Genomic DNA, 14,688 nt, shown 5'->3' on the forward strand with positions numbered 1-14,688 from the left:
ACCTCATATTCGCAACACAAAAAAGGGGAATAAAATGCGTTCACATCTTCTGGTACTTGGTCTCGCGCTTTCCACAATTCTTGGTGCCGGACTGTCGCCGGCGTTAGCAGGGCTGACACTTGATGCCGTCAAAGCGCGTGGCTTTCTGAAATGCGCCTCCAGCCAAGGAACTGTCGGCTTTGGTGCGCCGGACGACAAGGGCTATTGGCGCGGTCTCGATGTTGAGACCTGCCGCGCCGTTGCCGTTGCGATCTTCAATGACAAGGACAAGGTCGAGTTTGTTCCATTGAGTGGCCAGCAGCGCGTACCGGCGCTGCAGACAGGCGAAATCGATATCTTGCCGCGGACTTTTACCTGGACGCTGCGTCGCGATGCCAATGGTCTCAATTTTACGACACCAAACTACTATGAGTTCACCGGTTTCATGATGCCGAAATCGCTCGGCGTTACAAAGGTCGAGGACATGACGGGTGCGTCCGTCTGCGTCCAGACCGGTTCGACCACTGAGGTCGTGGCGAATGATGTGTCGAAGGAGCATAACCTCGGGCTGAAGCCGGTCGTCTTCGAAAACAGCTCCGCCGTCAGCCAGGCTTTCTTTTCTGGCCGATGCGATGCGTTGATCACGGATGCCGCAGCCCTCGCTTCGATCCGTGCGACAAAAGCTGAGAACGCGGATGATTTCGTTATCTTCCCGGCAACGCGGTTCATGGACGCGCTGACGCCGGCGGTTCGACATGGCGATGATCAATGGCTGGATATCGTCAATTGGTCGATTCAGGCGCTTATCGCTGGTGAACAGCTCGGCATCACACAAGCTAACGTCGCGGAGATGGAGAAGTCCGAAGACCCGCGCGTTAAGCGTTTTCTCGGTCTAGAACCCGGCAATGGTTCGGCGCTTGGTCTCGATGAAAAATTTGCGGCCAACATTGTCACGCAGCTCGGCAACTACGGCGAGATGTTTGACCGGAACGTTGGAAAGGACAGCCCGCTGAAGCTTGATCGCGGCGCCAATCGCCTCTTCTCGGATGGCGGCCTGATGTTCCCGTTGGCCTTCCAGTAAAACGCGGAGGCCGGCATGCTGTTAACGCTCTGGGACAACCGCCGCACACGAAACCTCGCACTGCAGGCCCTGTTGTTTGCAGGTTTTGCCGGTCTTCTTTACTGGCTTTGGTCGAACACGGCCTCCAATCTGGCTGCACGCGGGATCCGCGTCGGCTTCGACTATCTGGACCGACAGGCGAACTTTCCCATATCGGAAAGCGTGCTGCCATACGACCCTTCCGATACATTCGGGTGGGCTTATCTTGTGGGGGTCGCGAACACTGCCGCGATCTCGTTCACGTCGATCGTCGCCGCAACTCTTCTCGGGCTACTGATTGCGCTCGTTCGTCTTTCACGAAACCCGCTAGCATCCACTATCGCTGCGGTCTTCGTGGGCGGGGTCAGGAATATGCCCCTGATCGTCCAGCTTCTTTTCTGGTACGCGCTCGCAACGACACTGCTGCCTGCACCTCGGCTCGCATTCAATCCTCTGCCCGGCGTCTACCTGTCGCTTCGCGGCCTTTATCTGCCATCTTTATCGCTCGGCGAGCATGGCAATGTCTTTCTTCTACTCGCGGCGTCGGTGATTGTTGGCCTTGCCATTCTCCGACGGCAACTTTCAGCGACACTGCGCGATCCTCTGGGATGGAGCGCAGTAGTAGTAATCGTGATTGCTGCACTTGCTCTGATCAAACCGGCAGTCAGTGTACCGGAATTGAAGGGCTTCAACTTCGTCGGTGGCCTGCGCTTGTCGCCCGAATTCGCGGCGCTCATGCTCGGCCTTGTTCTCTACACCTCGGTGTTCATAAGCGAAGTTATCCGCGGGGGGATCGAAGCAGTGTCGCGAGGGCAATGGGAGGCGGGTAGGGCGCTTGGCTTGTCTGAGCGCCACACGATGTTTCGTATCATCATTCCCCAGGCTCTGCGGATCATCATCCCCCCGATGACCTCGCAATACCTCTCGACAGTCAAAAACACCACGCTTGCGCTGGCTGTCGGATACCCCGAGTTGGGACTGGTGGTTGGAACCGTGATCAATCAGACAGGGCAGGCGATTGAAAGCATTTCGATCCTGCTCGCGGTTTTCCTGACGATCAGCATCGGAGTCTCGATGTTCATGAACTGGTACAATGCCCGTGTGGCTCTGGTGACGCGATGACAAGTCTTTCGATCAACGAAGCTTACGTTTCAACGGAAATCCGGCCAGCGCAGACGGCGCCTGCAAGCAAGCGGTCCCCTATTATCAAAACGCTGTTCAGTGACTTTCTGAGCGCTGCACTGACTGTCGGAGCAATCGCAGTATTTGTCTCGCTATTTCCGGCGATAAAATGGGGTGTCATTGACGCCACGTGGGCAACCAACGATCCAGGCGCGTGCCGATCTGGAGGTGCTTGCTGGGCATTCATCGGAGCAAAACTTCGCTTTATCCTTTTCGGCCTCTATCCGCCGGATGAGCAGTGGCGGCCCGCCATCGTCATGGTGCTCATCCTGGTTATGGTGTTGGCGTCTCTGTCGCCGTCGCTTTGGGGACGGAAACTGGCAGCTGGTTGGCTTGGCGCCGTCGCGGTCATGCTGGCTTTGATGTGGGGTGGGGTCGCGGGTCTTCCGTTCGTGCCCACGTCCCAATGGGGTGGACTGCCCGTCACCCTGCTCCTGGCATTGCTATCACTCGGCCTTGGTTTCCCGTTTGCAGTTTTTCTCGCGCTCGGGCGGCGCTCGAAGCTACCGATCCCGAGGTTGTTATCCGTCGGCGTGATCGAGACGATCCGCGGCCTTCCCCTGGTCGGCTTGCTCTTCGTTGCCTCAATTCTGCTTCCGCTTCTGCTGCCGCCGACCTGGACGATTGACAAACTCGGCCGGACATTTGCAGCGCTGACCGTGTTTGCTGCGGCTTATCTTGCGGAAGTGATACGCGGGGGGCTGCAGGCGATCCCAGCCGGCCAGATCGAAGCGGCCAAGGCTCTTGGGATTCCACATTGGAAGGCGGTCCAGCACATTGTTCTGCCACAGGCCATCCAGAAGGTGATCCCACCGCTGACGAATACGGCGATCGTGATGGTGAAGAATACCAGCCTTGTGATGATCGTCGGCGTCTTCGACATGTTGAGCGCGGGACGCTCGGCAGCAATGGATCCGGTTTGGCCGGCGCCCTATGCGGAAGCCTATCTTTTCGTCGGCATGATCTATTTCGCGATCTGCGTTGGCATCTCATATTACGCGCGCTGGCTAGAACTGCGCGTCAAAGCGAAGGACTATCGTTGATGTCGCTCAAGTCAATCAATCCGATCGACCAACTCGCGATCAAGATCAGAAATGTCGACAAGTGGTATGGTCACTACCATGCTTTGCGGGACGTCAGCCTGTCGATCAATGCGAGGGAGCGAATTGTTATCTGCGGTCCGTCGGGGTCTGGCAAATCTACCCTCATTCGATGCGTCAACCATCTGGAGGAACATCAACAAGGAGAGATCGTCGTCAACGGCGTGACCTTGAACGATAGCTTGAAGAGCATCGATGCGATCCGGCGCGATGTCGGAATGGTCTTTCAGCATTTCAATCTCTTTCCGCATCTCACTGTTCTTGAGAACTGCGCGTTGCCGCAGATCCTATCTCGAGGCACGCCTCGTAAGATTGCGGAAGAGAAAGGCATGCAATTCCTTGAGCGGGTGAGGATCCCGGAACAGGCGCAGAAATTTCCGGGCCAACTATCCGGCGGGCAGCAGCAGCGTGTCGCTATTGCCCGGGCGTTGTGCATGACGCCGAAGATCATGCTGTTCGATGAGCCGACCTCTGCGCTCGACCCCGAGATGGTCAAGGAGGTCCTCGACACCATGGTGTCGCTTGCCGAAGAGGGCATGACGATGATTGTCGTGACCCATGAAATGGGATTTGCGCGAAGGGTCGCCGATCGCGTTGTGTTCATGGATCAGGGCGCGATCGTCGAAAGTAACGTGCCCGATCTGTTTTTCGATACGCCGAGCAATGAGCGAACTAGGAATTTCCTGAGCCAAATCGTACATTAAGGCGTAAGAGAAGAACACCGCTCTGTCACCAGCCGAGAGGTGTTGGAAATGGCGGGTGGCCAAATAAATTAAAGCGCTGTGACAGCTTATATAAAGCTTATCTACAGCGCGGTTGTCAGCCGCTACGGTCGCCGCTCGCACCATCCATTGCCGCCGCCGTTGCTGTCAGGAGCTCGGACGTGTTGCGCATCGGCTGCTCAATCTCTGCGAGTGGCGGCAATCGGCCCGATACCTTTTTGCGCATGCTGACCGGTCGTTCGGCCTTCTTCAGCATCCCGTCCTCGTGATCGTTCCATCTGTCGACGAACTGAATCAGCGCCTCACGGTCGTCCGCGAGGTTGACAAGCCGTCACGGGCGAGATGAATGTCGTGCAGTTCAAGTGAACAGGATATGCTCATCGCATGCCTCCAACGCTATTGCGCATGATCAGCGCGAACAGCACCGGCACGCCGACGACGGCGGTGACGATTCAGAGCTGACAGAAAGATCGCATCCGGTTTTGTCGAGATAACATATTCCGGATTGAGCAGACATAGGTGTTGCCGTATCCCCAGCACCCTTCTGGCCGAGTTCCACATAGACTTTTGGCTTGGTTTTCTTTGCGACGCGGGCGACGGTGTCGGCGATCTTGTCCTTTTACTGGTTCGCCAGCTTCTGTGCCCGATCTTCCGTCCCCATGACCTGACAAATGATCAGAATGCTGGCGACATGCTTTTCGACGGTCTGGGGTTGTAATCGACTACGACAAGCGGAAGGCCGACCTGCTCGATCGTCTGGGCCGCAGAGCCGAGATATTTGTACTGGCCAGCGGAGAGAATGACGACATCAGGCCGTGCGGCGATGATCTTTTCTGCCGAAAGCGCACCGGCACTCGCGTCACCAACATCGACAAGTTAGGCAATCTTCGGGAAGGCCTTTATATAGGCGTCGTATTGGGCAGGCGATAGCCTTTCCCATAATTGAGTGAAACAGCCTTGAGGCGATCGATCGCGGCCGGGCCTGTAATGGCGATCTAATCCTCGAAAAAGAAGCCGAGCCTAACCCTTTCGGCGGGCTTTTCAAGCGAAACGTGGCGACCGAGCACGTCGGCGAAATCGATTTGGGCCTGTGCGGACGATGCTGCGGCAAAAGTGAGGGCCGCAGCCACGAGCGTAGCTTTCTCAAGGGACGAACTCCGGGGGTTAGACCGGCGAGGCAAGTCGCGGCCTATCGGGATGGGATGCAATTTTCGGAAATGTATGGCTTCCATTTCGGTCCAGGCGTCTGTGGCCTGCGTGGTTATCTATCTTGGCATATTCGCTCAATGGCTTCCAAAGCAGCTTAGGAGCTCGCTGCGCTCACCGATCGCCGCTCCACCACATGGCAGGCAAGTTCGATGCGGCGTGACAAAGCCGGCACGCCGGAACAGAGATCGCGCAAGAGGTCGACCGCCGTCATGCCGATTTCTCGCATGGGGATATGCACGGTGGTCAGCGGCGGGTTGAGAAAGGCGGCCTGCGGCAAGTCGTCCATGCCCATGACTGACACATCGTCTGGCACGCTGTAACCCGCCTGTTGCACCGCCATCATCGCGCCGGCCGCAAGGCTGTCGCCGGCCGTCAGGATGGCGGTGAAGTCGAGGCCTTTTTCGGCGATACGGTCCGCGATCGCCTGTGTGGCCAGTTCCGGCAGCCAGTCATCGACGGTGACGGTCATGTCCGGTGTCGGCGTGATGCCGCGATGCCGTAGCGCATCCCAAAACCCTTCCTGGCGACGTTCGATCGTGCGACGACCGGGGCGCATGAGGAACAGAATGCGGCGGTGGCCGAGATCGAGCAGGCGATCGGTGGCCAGCTGTGCGGCCGAACGGTTGCAGGGCGTGACGCTCGACAGCCGCATATGCGGATCGTCGCCATTGATCAGCACGACCGGCTTGTCGAAGGCGCGTGTGGCCGCAAGAATGCGTTCGTCATCCACCGTCAGGAACAGCAGGCCCGTCACGTCTGGATCGCTGCCCGCCTCATCGAGAACCGAGCGTTCGTCGCTGGCATCGGCGATAGGGCGGGTGATGATGTCGAGGCCGAGCATGGTTGCGCGGTCGCGGGCACCTTCCAGAACATGCAGGGTGAACTGGTTGCGCACATAATCGATCATCGCCGCACTGGAGGCGGCAATAACGATCTTTTTGCCCGGCACGGGCGCCGGCATCGGGTAGTTGGCGTCCTTCGCGGCTTCCCGAATGCGCTGGCGGATATCGTCGCGCACGCCCTTTTCACCAGTCAAAGCACGTGACACCGTGCTCAGCGAAACACCGACTTTTTCGGCAATATCTTCCAGCCGCACACGCCGGCTTTTCTTGCCGCGCTTGTTGGGAATTGCTGCGTCCGCCATCGACCTTCTCCGGTAATCGTCACCAGACTGCAAAAAATTTTCAGATTGCGCAATCGCAAATCCAGTGTTTACATCGCGTCACCGCTAGGGAGAAGCGGATTGGAGGAGCCGGTGCCGCAACGCATCGGATGAGGAGGAGACAGGCATGGGCCTTTCAGCCCGGCATATCCGTGAGAAACTCGATTTGCTCGTCACCGGCATGACCGGCCTGCGCGATGACGGTCGCTTTCACGAACCCAATCTCGATGGCTCGGCCGGCGATTACATTTCCTTCGACAGCTGGGAATGGCCGCAGGGAGTTGGGCTTTATGGCCTGATCCGGCTGTGGCAGTTCACCGGCCGTGATGACCTCAAGATTTTGATCGAGAACTGGTATGCCGCGCGCATTGAGGCGGGTCTGCCGAAGCTGAACGTCAACACGACGGCGCCGATGCTGGGACTTTCCGTTCTCTGGCGGGAAACCCGCGATCCGCGCTGGAAGCCTGTGCTGGATGCGTGGGCGGACCGCGCCGTCACCGAAATGGGCCGCACGCGGGAAGGCGCTTTTGCGCATCACGTCTCCGACAAGGTCAATGACGACGAGCTTTGGGACGACACGCTTTATATGGTGGCGCTGTTCCTTGCTTCCTATGGTCAGGCCAGTGGCCGGGCCGAGCTGGTCGATGAGGCGGTAAAGCAGTTTCTCGTCCATACCCGTTATCTCGCCGACAAAAAGACCGGCCTGTGGTTCCATGGCTGGACGTTTCAGGGGTACCACAATTTCGCAGAGGCCCGCTGGGCGCGCGGCAATGCCTGGATCACCGCCGGCCTGCTCGATCTGTTCGATCTGGCCGACATTCCGGCAGCCGTGAAAGCTTATCTGACCGGCGTTCTGGTGGCGCAGGTGGATGCGCTCCTCGCATTGCAGACGGCATCCGGCGCATGGCGCACGCTGCTCGACGATCCGACCTCCTATGAGGAAATTTCGGCGACGGCCGGTTTCGGTTACGGCCTGCTCAAGGGCCATCGGCTGGGGCTCGGCACGCCGGAATGGCGCAAGGCCGGTTTGCGCGCCGTCGATGCGCTGCTTGCCAATATCGATGATAGCGGCACTGTGCTGAACGTTTCTTACGGCACGCGCATGGGCCATGATCTGCAATTTTATCGCGACATTCCGATCCAGCCGACCGGTTACGGGCAGGCGCTGGCGATCCTGTGCCTGTCCGAGGCGCTGCGCCATGTCGAAGGAGAAACGTCATGACGATGAAGGTTCTGTATGGCGCCGGCCCGGATGACATCAAGGCATTCGATACCGCACGGTTGCGCAAGGAGTTTCTGGTCGAGGACCTTTTTGAGCCGGGCGAGTTGAGTTTTACCTATACCCATGTCGATCGCCTGATCCTCGGCGGCGCGGTGCCGCTCGATGCGTCGCTGACATTTGGTTCGGGCCAGGATATCGGCACGCCCTATCTTCTGTCGGCGCGTGAAATGGGTATTGCCAATCTCGGCGGCACCGGCACGATCACGGTCGATGGCCAAAAATTCGAGCTGGAAAACCGCGACATTCTTTATATCGGCCGGGGTGCCCAGAAAATTTCGGTCGCCAGTCATTCGGCGGACAGGCCGGCGCGGTTTTACATGAATTCGGTTCCGGCCGGGGCGGATATCCCGCACCGGCTGATCAGCAAAGCGGAATCGAAACCGCTCGATCTCGGCGAGGCAAAACGCTCCAACAAGCGGAATCTGCGGATGTATATCCATCCGCAGGTGGCGCCCTCCTGCCTGCTGCTGATGGGCATTACCGATCTGGCCGAAGGTTCTGTCTGGAACACCATGCCGCCGCATCTGCATGAGCGGCGCATGGAGGCCTATTGCTATTTCGATCTCGCGCCGGAAGAGCGTGTCATCCACCTGATGGGGCGGCCGGAGGAAACCCGGCATCTGCTGGTCAAAAATCTCGATGCGGTTCTGTCGCCGGCATGGTCCATCCATATGGGGGCAGGGACCGATGGTTACGCGTTCGTCTGGGGCATGACCGGCGAAAACCAGGAATATAACGACGTGGCCCCGGTGGCCTTAAGCGAACTCAGGTAAGGCGGCAGGCGAAGATGAATCCGGAACAGAACTGGATGCGCAAGACATTGAAGCCGGGTGACGCGGTGCGTTACTGGCAGCTTGGCCGCATCGCCGAGGAACGGTTCGACGTGCCCGATGCGCCGATGAAGGGCGAGATGGACCCGTTCTTCTTCCTCACCAAGGTGAAAAATTTCATTCCGCACGAATATCCCTGCCGCACCATTTTTGCCGAGACTTTTCGCGGCAAGCGGCCGGATGTGCGCGGCGAGTTTGAGGCCCTGCGCTGGTGGCTGCCCTTCGGCTCGCCCCGGCTCGATCTCTCCGGTTTCTGGTTCCGCCCGACGCGGCTCGCGACATGGACACGCACCTATATCGAGGCGGAAAAGGCGGGGACGGCAAAAATCCGGCTCGGCACCTGCGGCGGCGCGGTTCTGTGGCTGAACGGTTCGGAAGTGGGCTGGATGGCGCCCTATAGCCGCAATCTCGAAGCCAAGCAGGAATTCGAACTGCGCCTGACTGCCGGTCTGAACGAGATCGTGCTGTTCTTCGATGATCTCGCCGAGCGTGATGCCCGTTATTTCTACCAGTTCGATTACCTCTCCGGCCCCGCCGCGAACATCGCCCTGCCGGTTCCAGTCGCGGGTAGCGTGGCGGACAGTCTGGAAGAAGCGCTGGATGGCATGCATCTCGACCGCCAGCATTATCTTGGCGGCGACATCACCGTGCTGTTTGCCAAAACCTTGCCGGTGGAGGCCAAGGTTAATGTCGCCATCGAAGGCGATTTCATGTCGCGCGAACGTTTCGATTACGATTTCGAGCTGCCGGCGGGTGTCGGTAGCCTCAATGTCGGGCCATCGGAAAACGCGCCAGCCGATTTCCGCCATCTGCGTGTGACGCTGAATGCCGGTGGGTTTGTCGCCTCGCGTTCGGTGGGCGTGGAAATCTGCCATACGGCGCGTCAGGGCGAGGCCTCGGGATCGCTGGCTGAACGTATCGCGGATACGCTTACCGAAGTGTCGGACTATTCCGAGCGCGATACGGTTCGCGCCTTTGCGCGGCTGGCGAGTGGTCGTGGAGGTGCTGATACCGATGCGATGATCGAGGAAATCCTGCCGTCGATCGAGGATTGCCATGACTGCGCCGATTTTTCGCTGGTGCCGCTGATCTGGTCGCGCACGCGCTGGGGCGGTGATATCAACGAGAAAACCCGCGCGCGCATCGATGCCGCCATCCTCAACTATCGTTACTGGATGGATGAGCCGGGCAATGACGTGCAGTGGTATTTTTCGGAAAACCACGCGCTGCTCTTCCACACCTCCGCCTATCTCGCCGGTCATCTTCTCCCCGAGGCCACGTTTGTCCGTTCCGGCCGCAAGGGGGCTGAGCAGGCAAAAGTAGGTGCTGCGAGGGTGCGGGCATGGCTCGATCATTTCGAGAATTGGGAAATGGCGGAGTTCAACTCGGCTCCGTATTTCCCGATCGATCTCAAGGGCCTGACGGCGCTGGCAGCGCTTTCGCCGGACAAGGATATCGCTGACCGCGCCAAGGCAGGCATCGTGCGGTTGGCCGAAATCATCGCCCGTTCAGCGCATCACGGCATGGTGACGGCGGCGCAGGGGCGTTCCTACGAACACACGCTCTGCGCCGGTCGTTCGCTGGAGCTTTCGGCGGTTGCCCGCCTGCTCTGGGGCAAGGGTTGTTATGGCCGCCGCGTACATTGCCTGCCGCAGATGGCGGTGTGCCTGCGCGACCATGGGCTGGTCATTCCGGAAGAGTTTGCGGCGATTGCCGATCATCAGGGTGATCAACATCAGGAATGGCGGTTTGCGCAGGGCGAAAATTCCTTTGCCGCACTGTATCATTATAAGGGCAGGAATTTCGCCATGGGTTCCACGGTGCATTACCGCTGGGACGAATGGGGTTATCAGGAAACCGTGCTGCATTTGCGCATTGGAGAAAAGCCGGAAGCGGCGATCTGGATCAATCATCCGGGTGAGACGATCCAGTTCGGTTATGGGCGCCCGTCCTATTGGGGCGGTTGCGGTACCATTCCGCGCGTGCAGCAATATCGTGGCCTCGCGGTGCTGGAATTCACAACCTACGAGGAACAGCCGGATTTTACCCATGCCTGGTTCCCGGCGGCGGAGTTCGACGAAAGCCGTGTCTCGGGCAGTCTGGCGCTGGCGCGTTCGGGTGAAGGCGCTGTGTTTTTGCGCGCGGGCTCCGATCTTGAGGCAACGAAGGAAGGCCCCTCCGCCGGTGCGGAACTGCGCCAATATGGCCAGAAAGCAAGCTGGATCGTGCGGGTCTGCGAGGCCGGTGATCTCACCTCGGTCGAAAGCCGCTTCGGCGCTCTGCAAGTTGAACGGACGGGCGACGGCACACTCGTTGTCGCGGACCCGGAATATGGTAGCGTATCCTTCCGCGCCGATGGCACGGTGGAGGCTGAAGGCCGCGTGATAACGCGCGGAGACTATGACGTAAAGGGCGAAGCAACGCTGCTTGGCGCTTGAGATTGGTCAATGGACGGGTTGGGAGGCCTTGGTCCATCAGAGGAGGAAAATGCGCATGAAGACCAGACCGCTTTTTACGGGCCTCGCGCTCGCTTTTCTCACCTCGACGGCGGCCCATGCCGGCGATGTGCGCATCATGTGGTATTCCGATGGCGTTGAAGGCGAGGTGATGAAAGACCTTGTCGGGCGTTTCATGAAGGAAAATCCCGGCATCAACGTCATTCTCGATAACGTTGCCTATAGCGTCATCAAGGAACAGCTGCCGGTGCAGCTGGAGGCCGGCAACGGGCCGGATATCGCCCGCGTCACCGCCATCAAGGAACTGTCGAAACACTGGCTGGATCTGCGTCCGCTGGTGAAGGACGCCAAATACTGGGACGACAATTTTGGCCTGCAGGCTGACTGGATGCGCCCGGACGGGGCCAACCAGATTTCCGGTTTTATGACGCAGATCACGCTGACCGGCGGGTATGCCAACAAGACGCTGTTCGATCAGGCCGGTGTGCCGATCCCCGGTCCGAAGGCAACATGGGAAGATTGGGCTGCCGCTTCCAAGAGGGTGCAGGAAAGCCAGCAGGTGCCGTTCGCCATGGCGATCGACCGTTCCGGCCACCGCATCACCGCGCCGCTTCTCTCCTACGGCGCCAATTATATCGGCTCCGACGGCAAGCCGGCGCCGCTCGACAAGGGCGCCAAGGACTATCTCACCACGTTCGTCGGCTGGGCTGAAGACGGCACTGTCAGCAAGGATGTTTGGGTGTCGGCCGCCGGCAGCACCTATCGGGCTGCTGCCGATGATTTCATCAACGGCCAGCTCGCCTTCTATTATTCCGGTTCCTGGCAGGTGGCGAACCTTGCCACCAAGATCGGCAACAATTTTGACTGGGTCGCGGTCGGCAGTCCCTGCGGTCCTGCGGCCTGCACCGGCATGCCGGGCGGAGCAGCGCTGGTTGCGGTGAAATACACCAAGAACCAGAAGGATGTCGCGACCGTGATGGACTGGTTCGCGCAGGAAAAGATCGTCAAGGAATTTTCCGAACGCACGCTGTTCCTGCCCGGCCACAAGGCCTTGGTCGACAAGGGCGGCCTCGATTTCAAGTCGGACAATGAGCAGGCCAAGGCCGCGCTGAACGTGTTCGTCGAATCGACCAAGACGACATCCGAAGCGGCGCTGAAACTGCCGGGCTGGCGCTGGTCCGATACGGTTTATGCGGCGATCGTCACCCGTATCGGCCAGACACTGGCGGGTGAGCTGAAGATCGATGATGCGTTTACGCGCATTGATGCGGATATCGCCCAGAAGGTGAAGGATGCGGGGCAGTAGTCTTTGCTAAAGCATATGGGCCAGCTTCTCTCCCTGTAGGTGGCAGGGCCTTTCCTTTTAAAAAGACCCCTCCCCACAAGGGGGAGGGGCCTAACCCAGCCGGTCCGTCGAAGCACATTTGAGGCAGGCGGTTGCCGCGCGTTTTTTCCCCTTTGTGGGGGAGATGGCCGGCAGGCCAGAGGGGGACTTGCTTCACTTGCAATAGCGTTGCCGCAGGTCGGAGAACATGCCGGCAGCAGACGGCCAAGCAATAATATTCGACGGCGATGGAGGAGAACCAGAACAGCATGACCACACCATCTCTCGCCAGCCTGCTATTGGGTCCCATAAATGCCGTCATGCGCATCATCGATGCGCCGCTGCGTCGCCTGCAGAAGGCGACCGGTATCGGTGGCATGGCGACGTTTTTCCTTGCGCCGAACATGCTGATTTTCGGCATCTTCGTGCTGCTGCCTCTGGTCATCAACTTCGTTTATTCGATGACCGGTGGGACTGCCTTTTTCCTCTCCGAGCGCGATTTCGTCGGTGGGGCGCAATATTCGCGCCTGTTCGAGTGCCAGAACTATCTCGATCCGATGTCGTGTCAGGAAGACGCCTTCTGGACCGCCGTCGGCAACACGTTCTGGTTCGTGTTGCTGCAGGTCTCGTTGATGATCCTGACGGCGCTGATCACGGCGCTGATCCTCAACCGCGAGCTGGCCGCCCGCTCTTTCTGGCGCGCCGTGTTCTTCTTTCCCGTGCTGCTGTCGCCGGTCGTTGTGGGCCTGATCTGGAAATGGATTCTGCAGCGGCAGGGGCTGCTTAATTTCGGTCTCTATCAGTTCGGCATGGACCCATATACGTGGCTGACCGACCGCAACTGGACCTTTGCCGCCACGATCGGCGTGTCGCTCTGGGCGCATATGGGTTTTTATGCGCTGATCATTCTGGCCGGCCTTCAGGCGATCCCCAAGGATCTCTACGAGGCCGCCGAAATGGATGGCACAAAACCGGCGCGCGTCTTCTGGCGCATCACGCTGCCGCTGCTGGCACCGAACCTTCTGGTCGTTGTGGTGCTGGCGCTGATCAAGTCGGTGCAGGTGTTCGACGAAATCTACGTGCTGACCGGTGGCGGGCCGGGCACCAGCACGCTGTTCCTGACGCAATATATCTATGAAACCGGCTTTGCCTCGGCGCTGCGCAATCCGGGTCTGGCGGCCGCCGCCTCGATCCTGATGGGCACGGTGCTGGTGGTGTTGACGCTGATCCAGCTCGGCATCGGCAAGCGTGGCGAAAACAAGGGGAAACGCTGATGGGAAAGGTCGCGCATTTCATCCTGCGCCGGCGAGGCGCCCATGGCAGCGGCAAGGGTTGGCACTGGACCGATGTGTTTACTTGGGTATGGCTGATCGGCGGGCTGATCATCATGTTCGGCCCGGCTGTCTGGCTGGTGTTTTCCTCGCTGAAAACACCGGCGGCGCTCGCCGAATTTCCGCCGACGATCCTGCCCTATGTCACCAGCCAGGCAACCATCGAAGGCTATGACAAGCCGCTGATGCTCTATGATGCCAAAATGCCGGATGGTTCGACGCGGGTTCTCGCCGAAGTGCGACGTATCGGGCTGGTGGCGCAGATGGTCGATCCCAAGGCGCCGGGCGAGATCGTCAAGGTCAATATCAACGACCGCACGCCGGTGCGCACCATGTCGTTTGCCACCAACAACTATACCGAACCCTTCGTGCATTTCGATTTCCTGCACTATCTCTGGAACTCGGTTTTCGTGACAGTGGTGGCGACTGTCATCACACTGGTGGTCAATTCCATGGCGGCCTTCGCGCTATCGAAATACGAGTTCAAGGGCCGGTCACTCGCCATGCTGGTCATCCTCGCCACGCTGATGGTGCCGCTGTCGGTGATCATGGTGCCGCTCTATTCGATCATCTCGACACTCGGCCTGTTCAACAGTCTCTGGGGTGTCATCCTGCCCACGGTGGCGACACCGACCGGCGTCTTCATCCTGCGGCAATACATGCTGACCATTCCTGACGAGTTGCTCGACGCGGCGCGCATGGATAAGGCGTCGGAATGGCAGATCTACTGGCGCATTGTGCTGCCTTTGACGGCACCGGCGCTGGCGGTTTTGGCAATCTTTTCGGTCGTCTGGCGCTGGAACGATTTTTTGTGGCCGCTGATCGTGCTGTCGCGGCGTGAGCTTTACACCCTGCAGGTGGGCCTGAGCATCTATTCCGGCGAACTCAATGTGCAATGGCACTTCATTCTGGCGATGACCGTCGTCACCATGATCCCGGTCGTGCTGGTCTTCATTTTCCTGCAGCGTTTCATCACCACCGGCATTGCCGGCACCGGCCTGAAGTAAGGGAC

13 protein-coding genes are annotated in these 14,688 nt (G+C 59.2%); 10 read left to right on the forward strand and 3 right to left on the reverse strand.

Features of this window, described 5'->3' with window-relative positions; genetic code table 11:
* The first annotated feature begins 34 nt into the window (after positions 1 to 34).
* The 4 genes from JNB91_RS17440 (at position 35) to JNB91_RS17455 (ending at position 4,064) form a co-directional block, all read left to right on the forward strand.
* The gene (locus tag JNB91_RS17440; RefSeq protein WP_220326788.1) at positions 35 to 1,060 is read left to right on the forward strand and encodes an amino acid ABC transporter substrate-binding protein; all 1,026 of its coding nucleotides are present in this window, start codon (positions 35 to 37) and stop codon (positions 1,058 to 1,060) included.
* A gap of 72 nt (positions 1,061 to 1,132) precedes the next feature.
* Entirely contained in the window at positions 1,133 to 2,200 is a 1,068-nt protein-coding gene (locus JNB91_RS17445; RefSeq protein WP_346269359.1) for an amino acid ABC transporter permease, read from the forward strand.
* A complete protein-coding gene (locus JNB91_RS17450; RefSeq protein ID WP_220326790.1) occupies positions 2,197 to 3,303 on the forward strand; it encodes an amino acid ABC transporter permease in 1,107 nt (368 codons plus the stop codon). The genes JNB91_RS17445 and JNB91_RS17450 overlap by 4 nt, the downstream gene beginning before the upstream one ends.
* The gene (locus tag JNB91_RS17455; RefSeq protein WP_220326791.1) at positions 3,303 to 4,064 is read left to right on the forward strand and encodes an amino acid ABC transporter ATP-binding protein; all 762 of its coding nucleotides are present in this window, start codon (positions 3,303 to 3,305) and stop codon (positions 4,062 to 4,064) included. Before JNB91_RS17450 ends, JNB91_RS17455 begins: the two co-directional genes overlap by 1 nt.
* 115 nt (positions 4,065 to 4,179) lie before the next feature.
* On the opposite strand, the gene JNB91_RS17460 is transcribed toward JNB91_RS17455, so the two are convergent.
* From JNB91_RS17460 to JNB91_RS17465, 3 genes are all read right to left on the reverse strand, one after another.
* Complete coding sequence (locus tag JNB91_RS17460) at positions 4,180 to 4,338, reverse strand: hypothetical protein (RefSeq protein ID WP_220326792.1); 159 nt, start codon at positions 4,336 to 4,338, stop codon at positions 4,180 to 4,182.
* Between the two features lie 739 nt (positions 4,339 to 5,077).
* A complete protein-coding gene (locus JNB91_RS31180) occupies positions 5,078 to 5,212 on the reverse strand; it encodes a hypothetical protein (RefSeq protein ID WP_262928012.1) in 135 nt (44 codons plus the stop codon).
* A gap of 173 nt (positions 5,213 to 5,385) precedes the next feature.
* Complete coding sequence (locus JNB91_RS17465) at positions 5,386 to 6,435, reverse strand: LacI family DNA-binding transcriptional regulator (protein ID WP_220326793.1); 1,050 nt, start codon at positions 6,433 to 6,435, stop codon at positions 5,386 to 5,388.
* Positions 6,436 to 6,580: 145 nt separating this feature from the next.
* On the opposite strand from JNB91_RS17465, the gene bglB reads away from it, so the two are divergent.
* From bglB to JNB91_RS17495, 6 genes are all read left to right on the forward strand, one after another.
* A complete protein-coding gene (bglB, locus tag JNB91_RS17470) occupies positions 6,581 to 7,675 on the forward strand; it encodes a beta-galactosidase BglB (RefSeq protein ID WP_220326794.1) in 1,095 nt (364 codons plus the stop codon).
* Positions 7,672 to 8,508, forward strand: coding sequence for a 5-dehydro-4-deoxy-D-glucuronate isomerase (gene kduI, locus JNB91_RS17475; RefSeq protein ID WP_220326795.1), 837 nt, complete (start codon positions 7,672 to 7,674; stop codon positions 8,506 to 8,508). Before bglB ends, kduI begins: the two co-directional genes overlap by 4 nt.
* Before the next feature lie 14 nt (positions 8,509 to 8,522).
* Positions 8,523 to 11,003, forward strand: coding sequence for a hypothetical protein (locus JNB91_RS17480; protein WP_220326796.1), 2,481 nt, complete (start codon positions 8,523 to 8,525; stop codon positions 11,001 to 11,003).
* Between the two features lie 55 nt (positions 11,004 to 11,058).
* The gene (locus tag JNB91_RS17485) at positions 11,059 to 12,327 is read left to right on the forward strand and encodes an ABC transporter substrate-binding protein (RefSeq protein WP_220326797.1); all 1,269 of its coding nucleotides are present in this window, start codon (positions 11,059 to 11,061) and stop codon (positions 12,325 to 12,327) included.
* 287 nt (positions 12,328 to 12,614) lie between these two features.
* The gene (locus tag JNB91_RS17490; protein ID WP_223218236.1) at positions 12,615 to 13,619 is read left to right on the forward strand and encodes a carbohydrate ABC transporter permease; all 1,005 of its coding nucleotides are present in this window, start codon (positions 12,615 to 12,617) and stop codon (positions 13,617 to 13,619) included.
* Positions 13,619 to 14,683, forward strand: coding sequence for a carbohydrate ABC transporter permease (locus JNB91_RS17495; protein ID WP_220326799.1), 1,065 nt, complete (start codon positions 13,619 to 13,621; stop codon positions 14,681 to 14,683). The genes JNB91_RS17490 and JNB91_RS17495 overlap by 1 nt, the downstream gene beginning before the upstream one ends.
* The last annotated feature ends 5 nt before the right edge of the window (positions 14,684 to 14,688 follow it).

Origin of the sequence: Aliirhizobium wenxiniae, assembly GCF_019511445.1 — a bacterium.
GTDB classification, from domain to species: domain Bacteria; phylum Pseudomonadota; class Alphaproteobacteria; order Rhizobiales; family Rhizobiaceae; genus Neorhizobium; species Neorhizobium wenxiniae_A.

Excerpts from the sequence above, each read along its gene's own strand:
- JNB91_RS17440 (WP_220326788.1), top strand. The coding sequence starts at position 35 with ATGCGTTCACATCTTCTGGTACTTGGTCTCGCGCTTTCCACAATTCTT.
- JNB91_RS17450 (WP_220326790.1), top strand. The coding sequence starts at position 2,197 with ATGACAAGTCTTTCGATCAACGAAGCTTACGTTTCAACGGAAATCCGG.
- JNB91_RS17455 (WP_220326791.1), top strand. The coding sequence starts at position 3,303 with ATGTCGCTCAAGTCAATCAATCCGATCGACCAACTCGCGATCAAGATC.
- JNB91_RS17460 (WP_220326792.1), bottom strand. The coding sequence starts at position 4,338 with ATGCTGAAGAAGGCCGAACGACCGGTCAGCATGCGCAAAAAGGTATCG.
- JNB91_RS17465 (WP_220326793.1), bottom strand. The coding sequence starts at position 6,435 with ATGGCGGACGCAGCAATTCCCAACAAGCGCGGCAAGAAAAGCCGGCGT.
- bglB (WP_220326794.1), top strand. The coding sequence starts at position 6,581 with ATGGGCCTTTCAGCCCGGCATATCCGTGAGAAACTCGATTTGCTCGTC.
- kduI (WP_220326795.1), top strand. The coding sequence starts at position 7,672 with ATGACGATGAAGGTTCTGTATGGCGCCGGCCCGGATGACATCAAGGCA.
- JNB91_RS17480 (WP_220326796.1), top strand. The coding sequence starts at position 8,523 with ATGAATCCGGAACAGAACTGGATGCGCAAGACATTGAAGCCGGGTGAC.
- JNB91_RS17485 (WP_220326797.1), top strand. The coding sequence starts at position 11,059 with ATGAAGACCAGACCGCTTTTTACGGGCCTCGCGCTCGCTTTTCTCACC.
- JNB91_RS17490 (WP_223218236.1), top strand. The coding sequence starts at position 12,615 with ATGACCACACCATCTCTCGCCAGCCTGCTATTGGGTCCCATAAATGCC.
- JNB91_RS17495 (WP_220326799.1), top strand. The coding sequence starts at position 13,619 with ATGGGAAAGGTCGCGCATTTCATCCTGCGCCGGCGAGGCGCCCATGGC.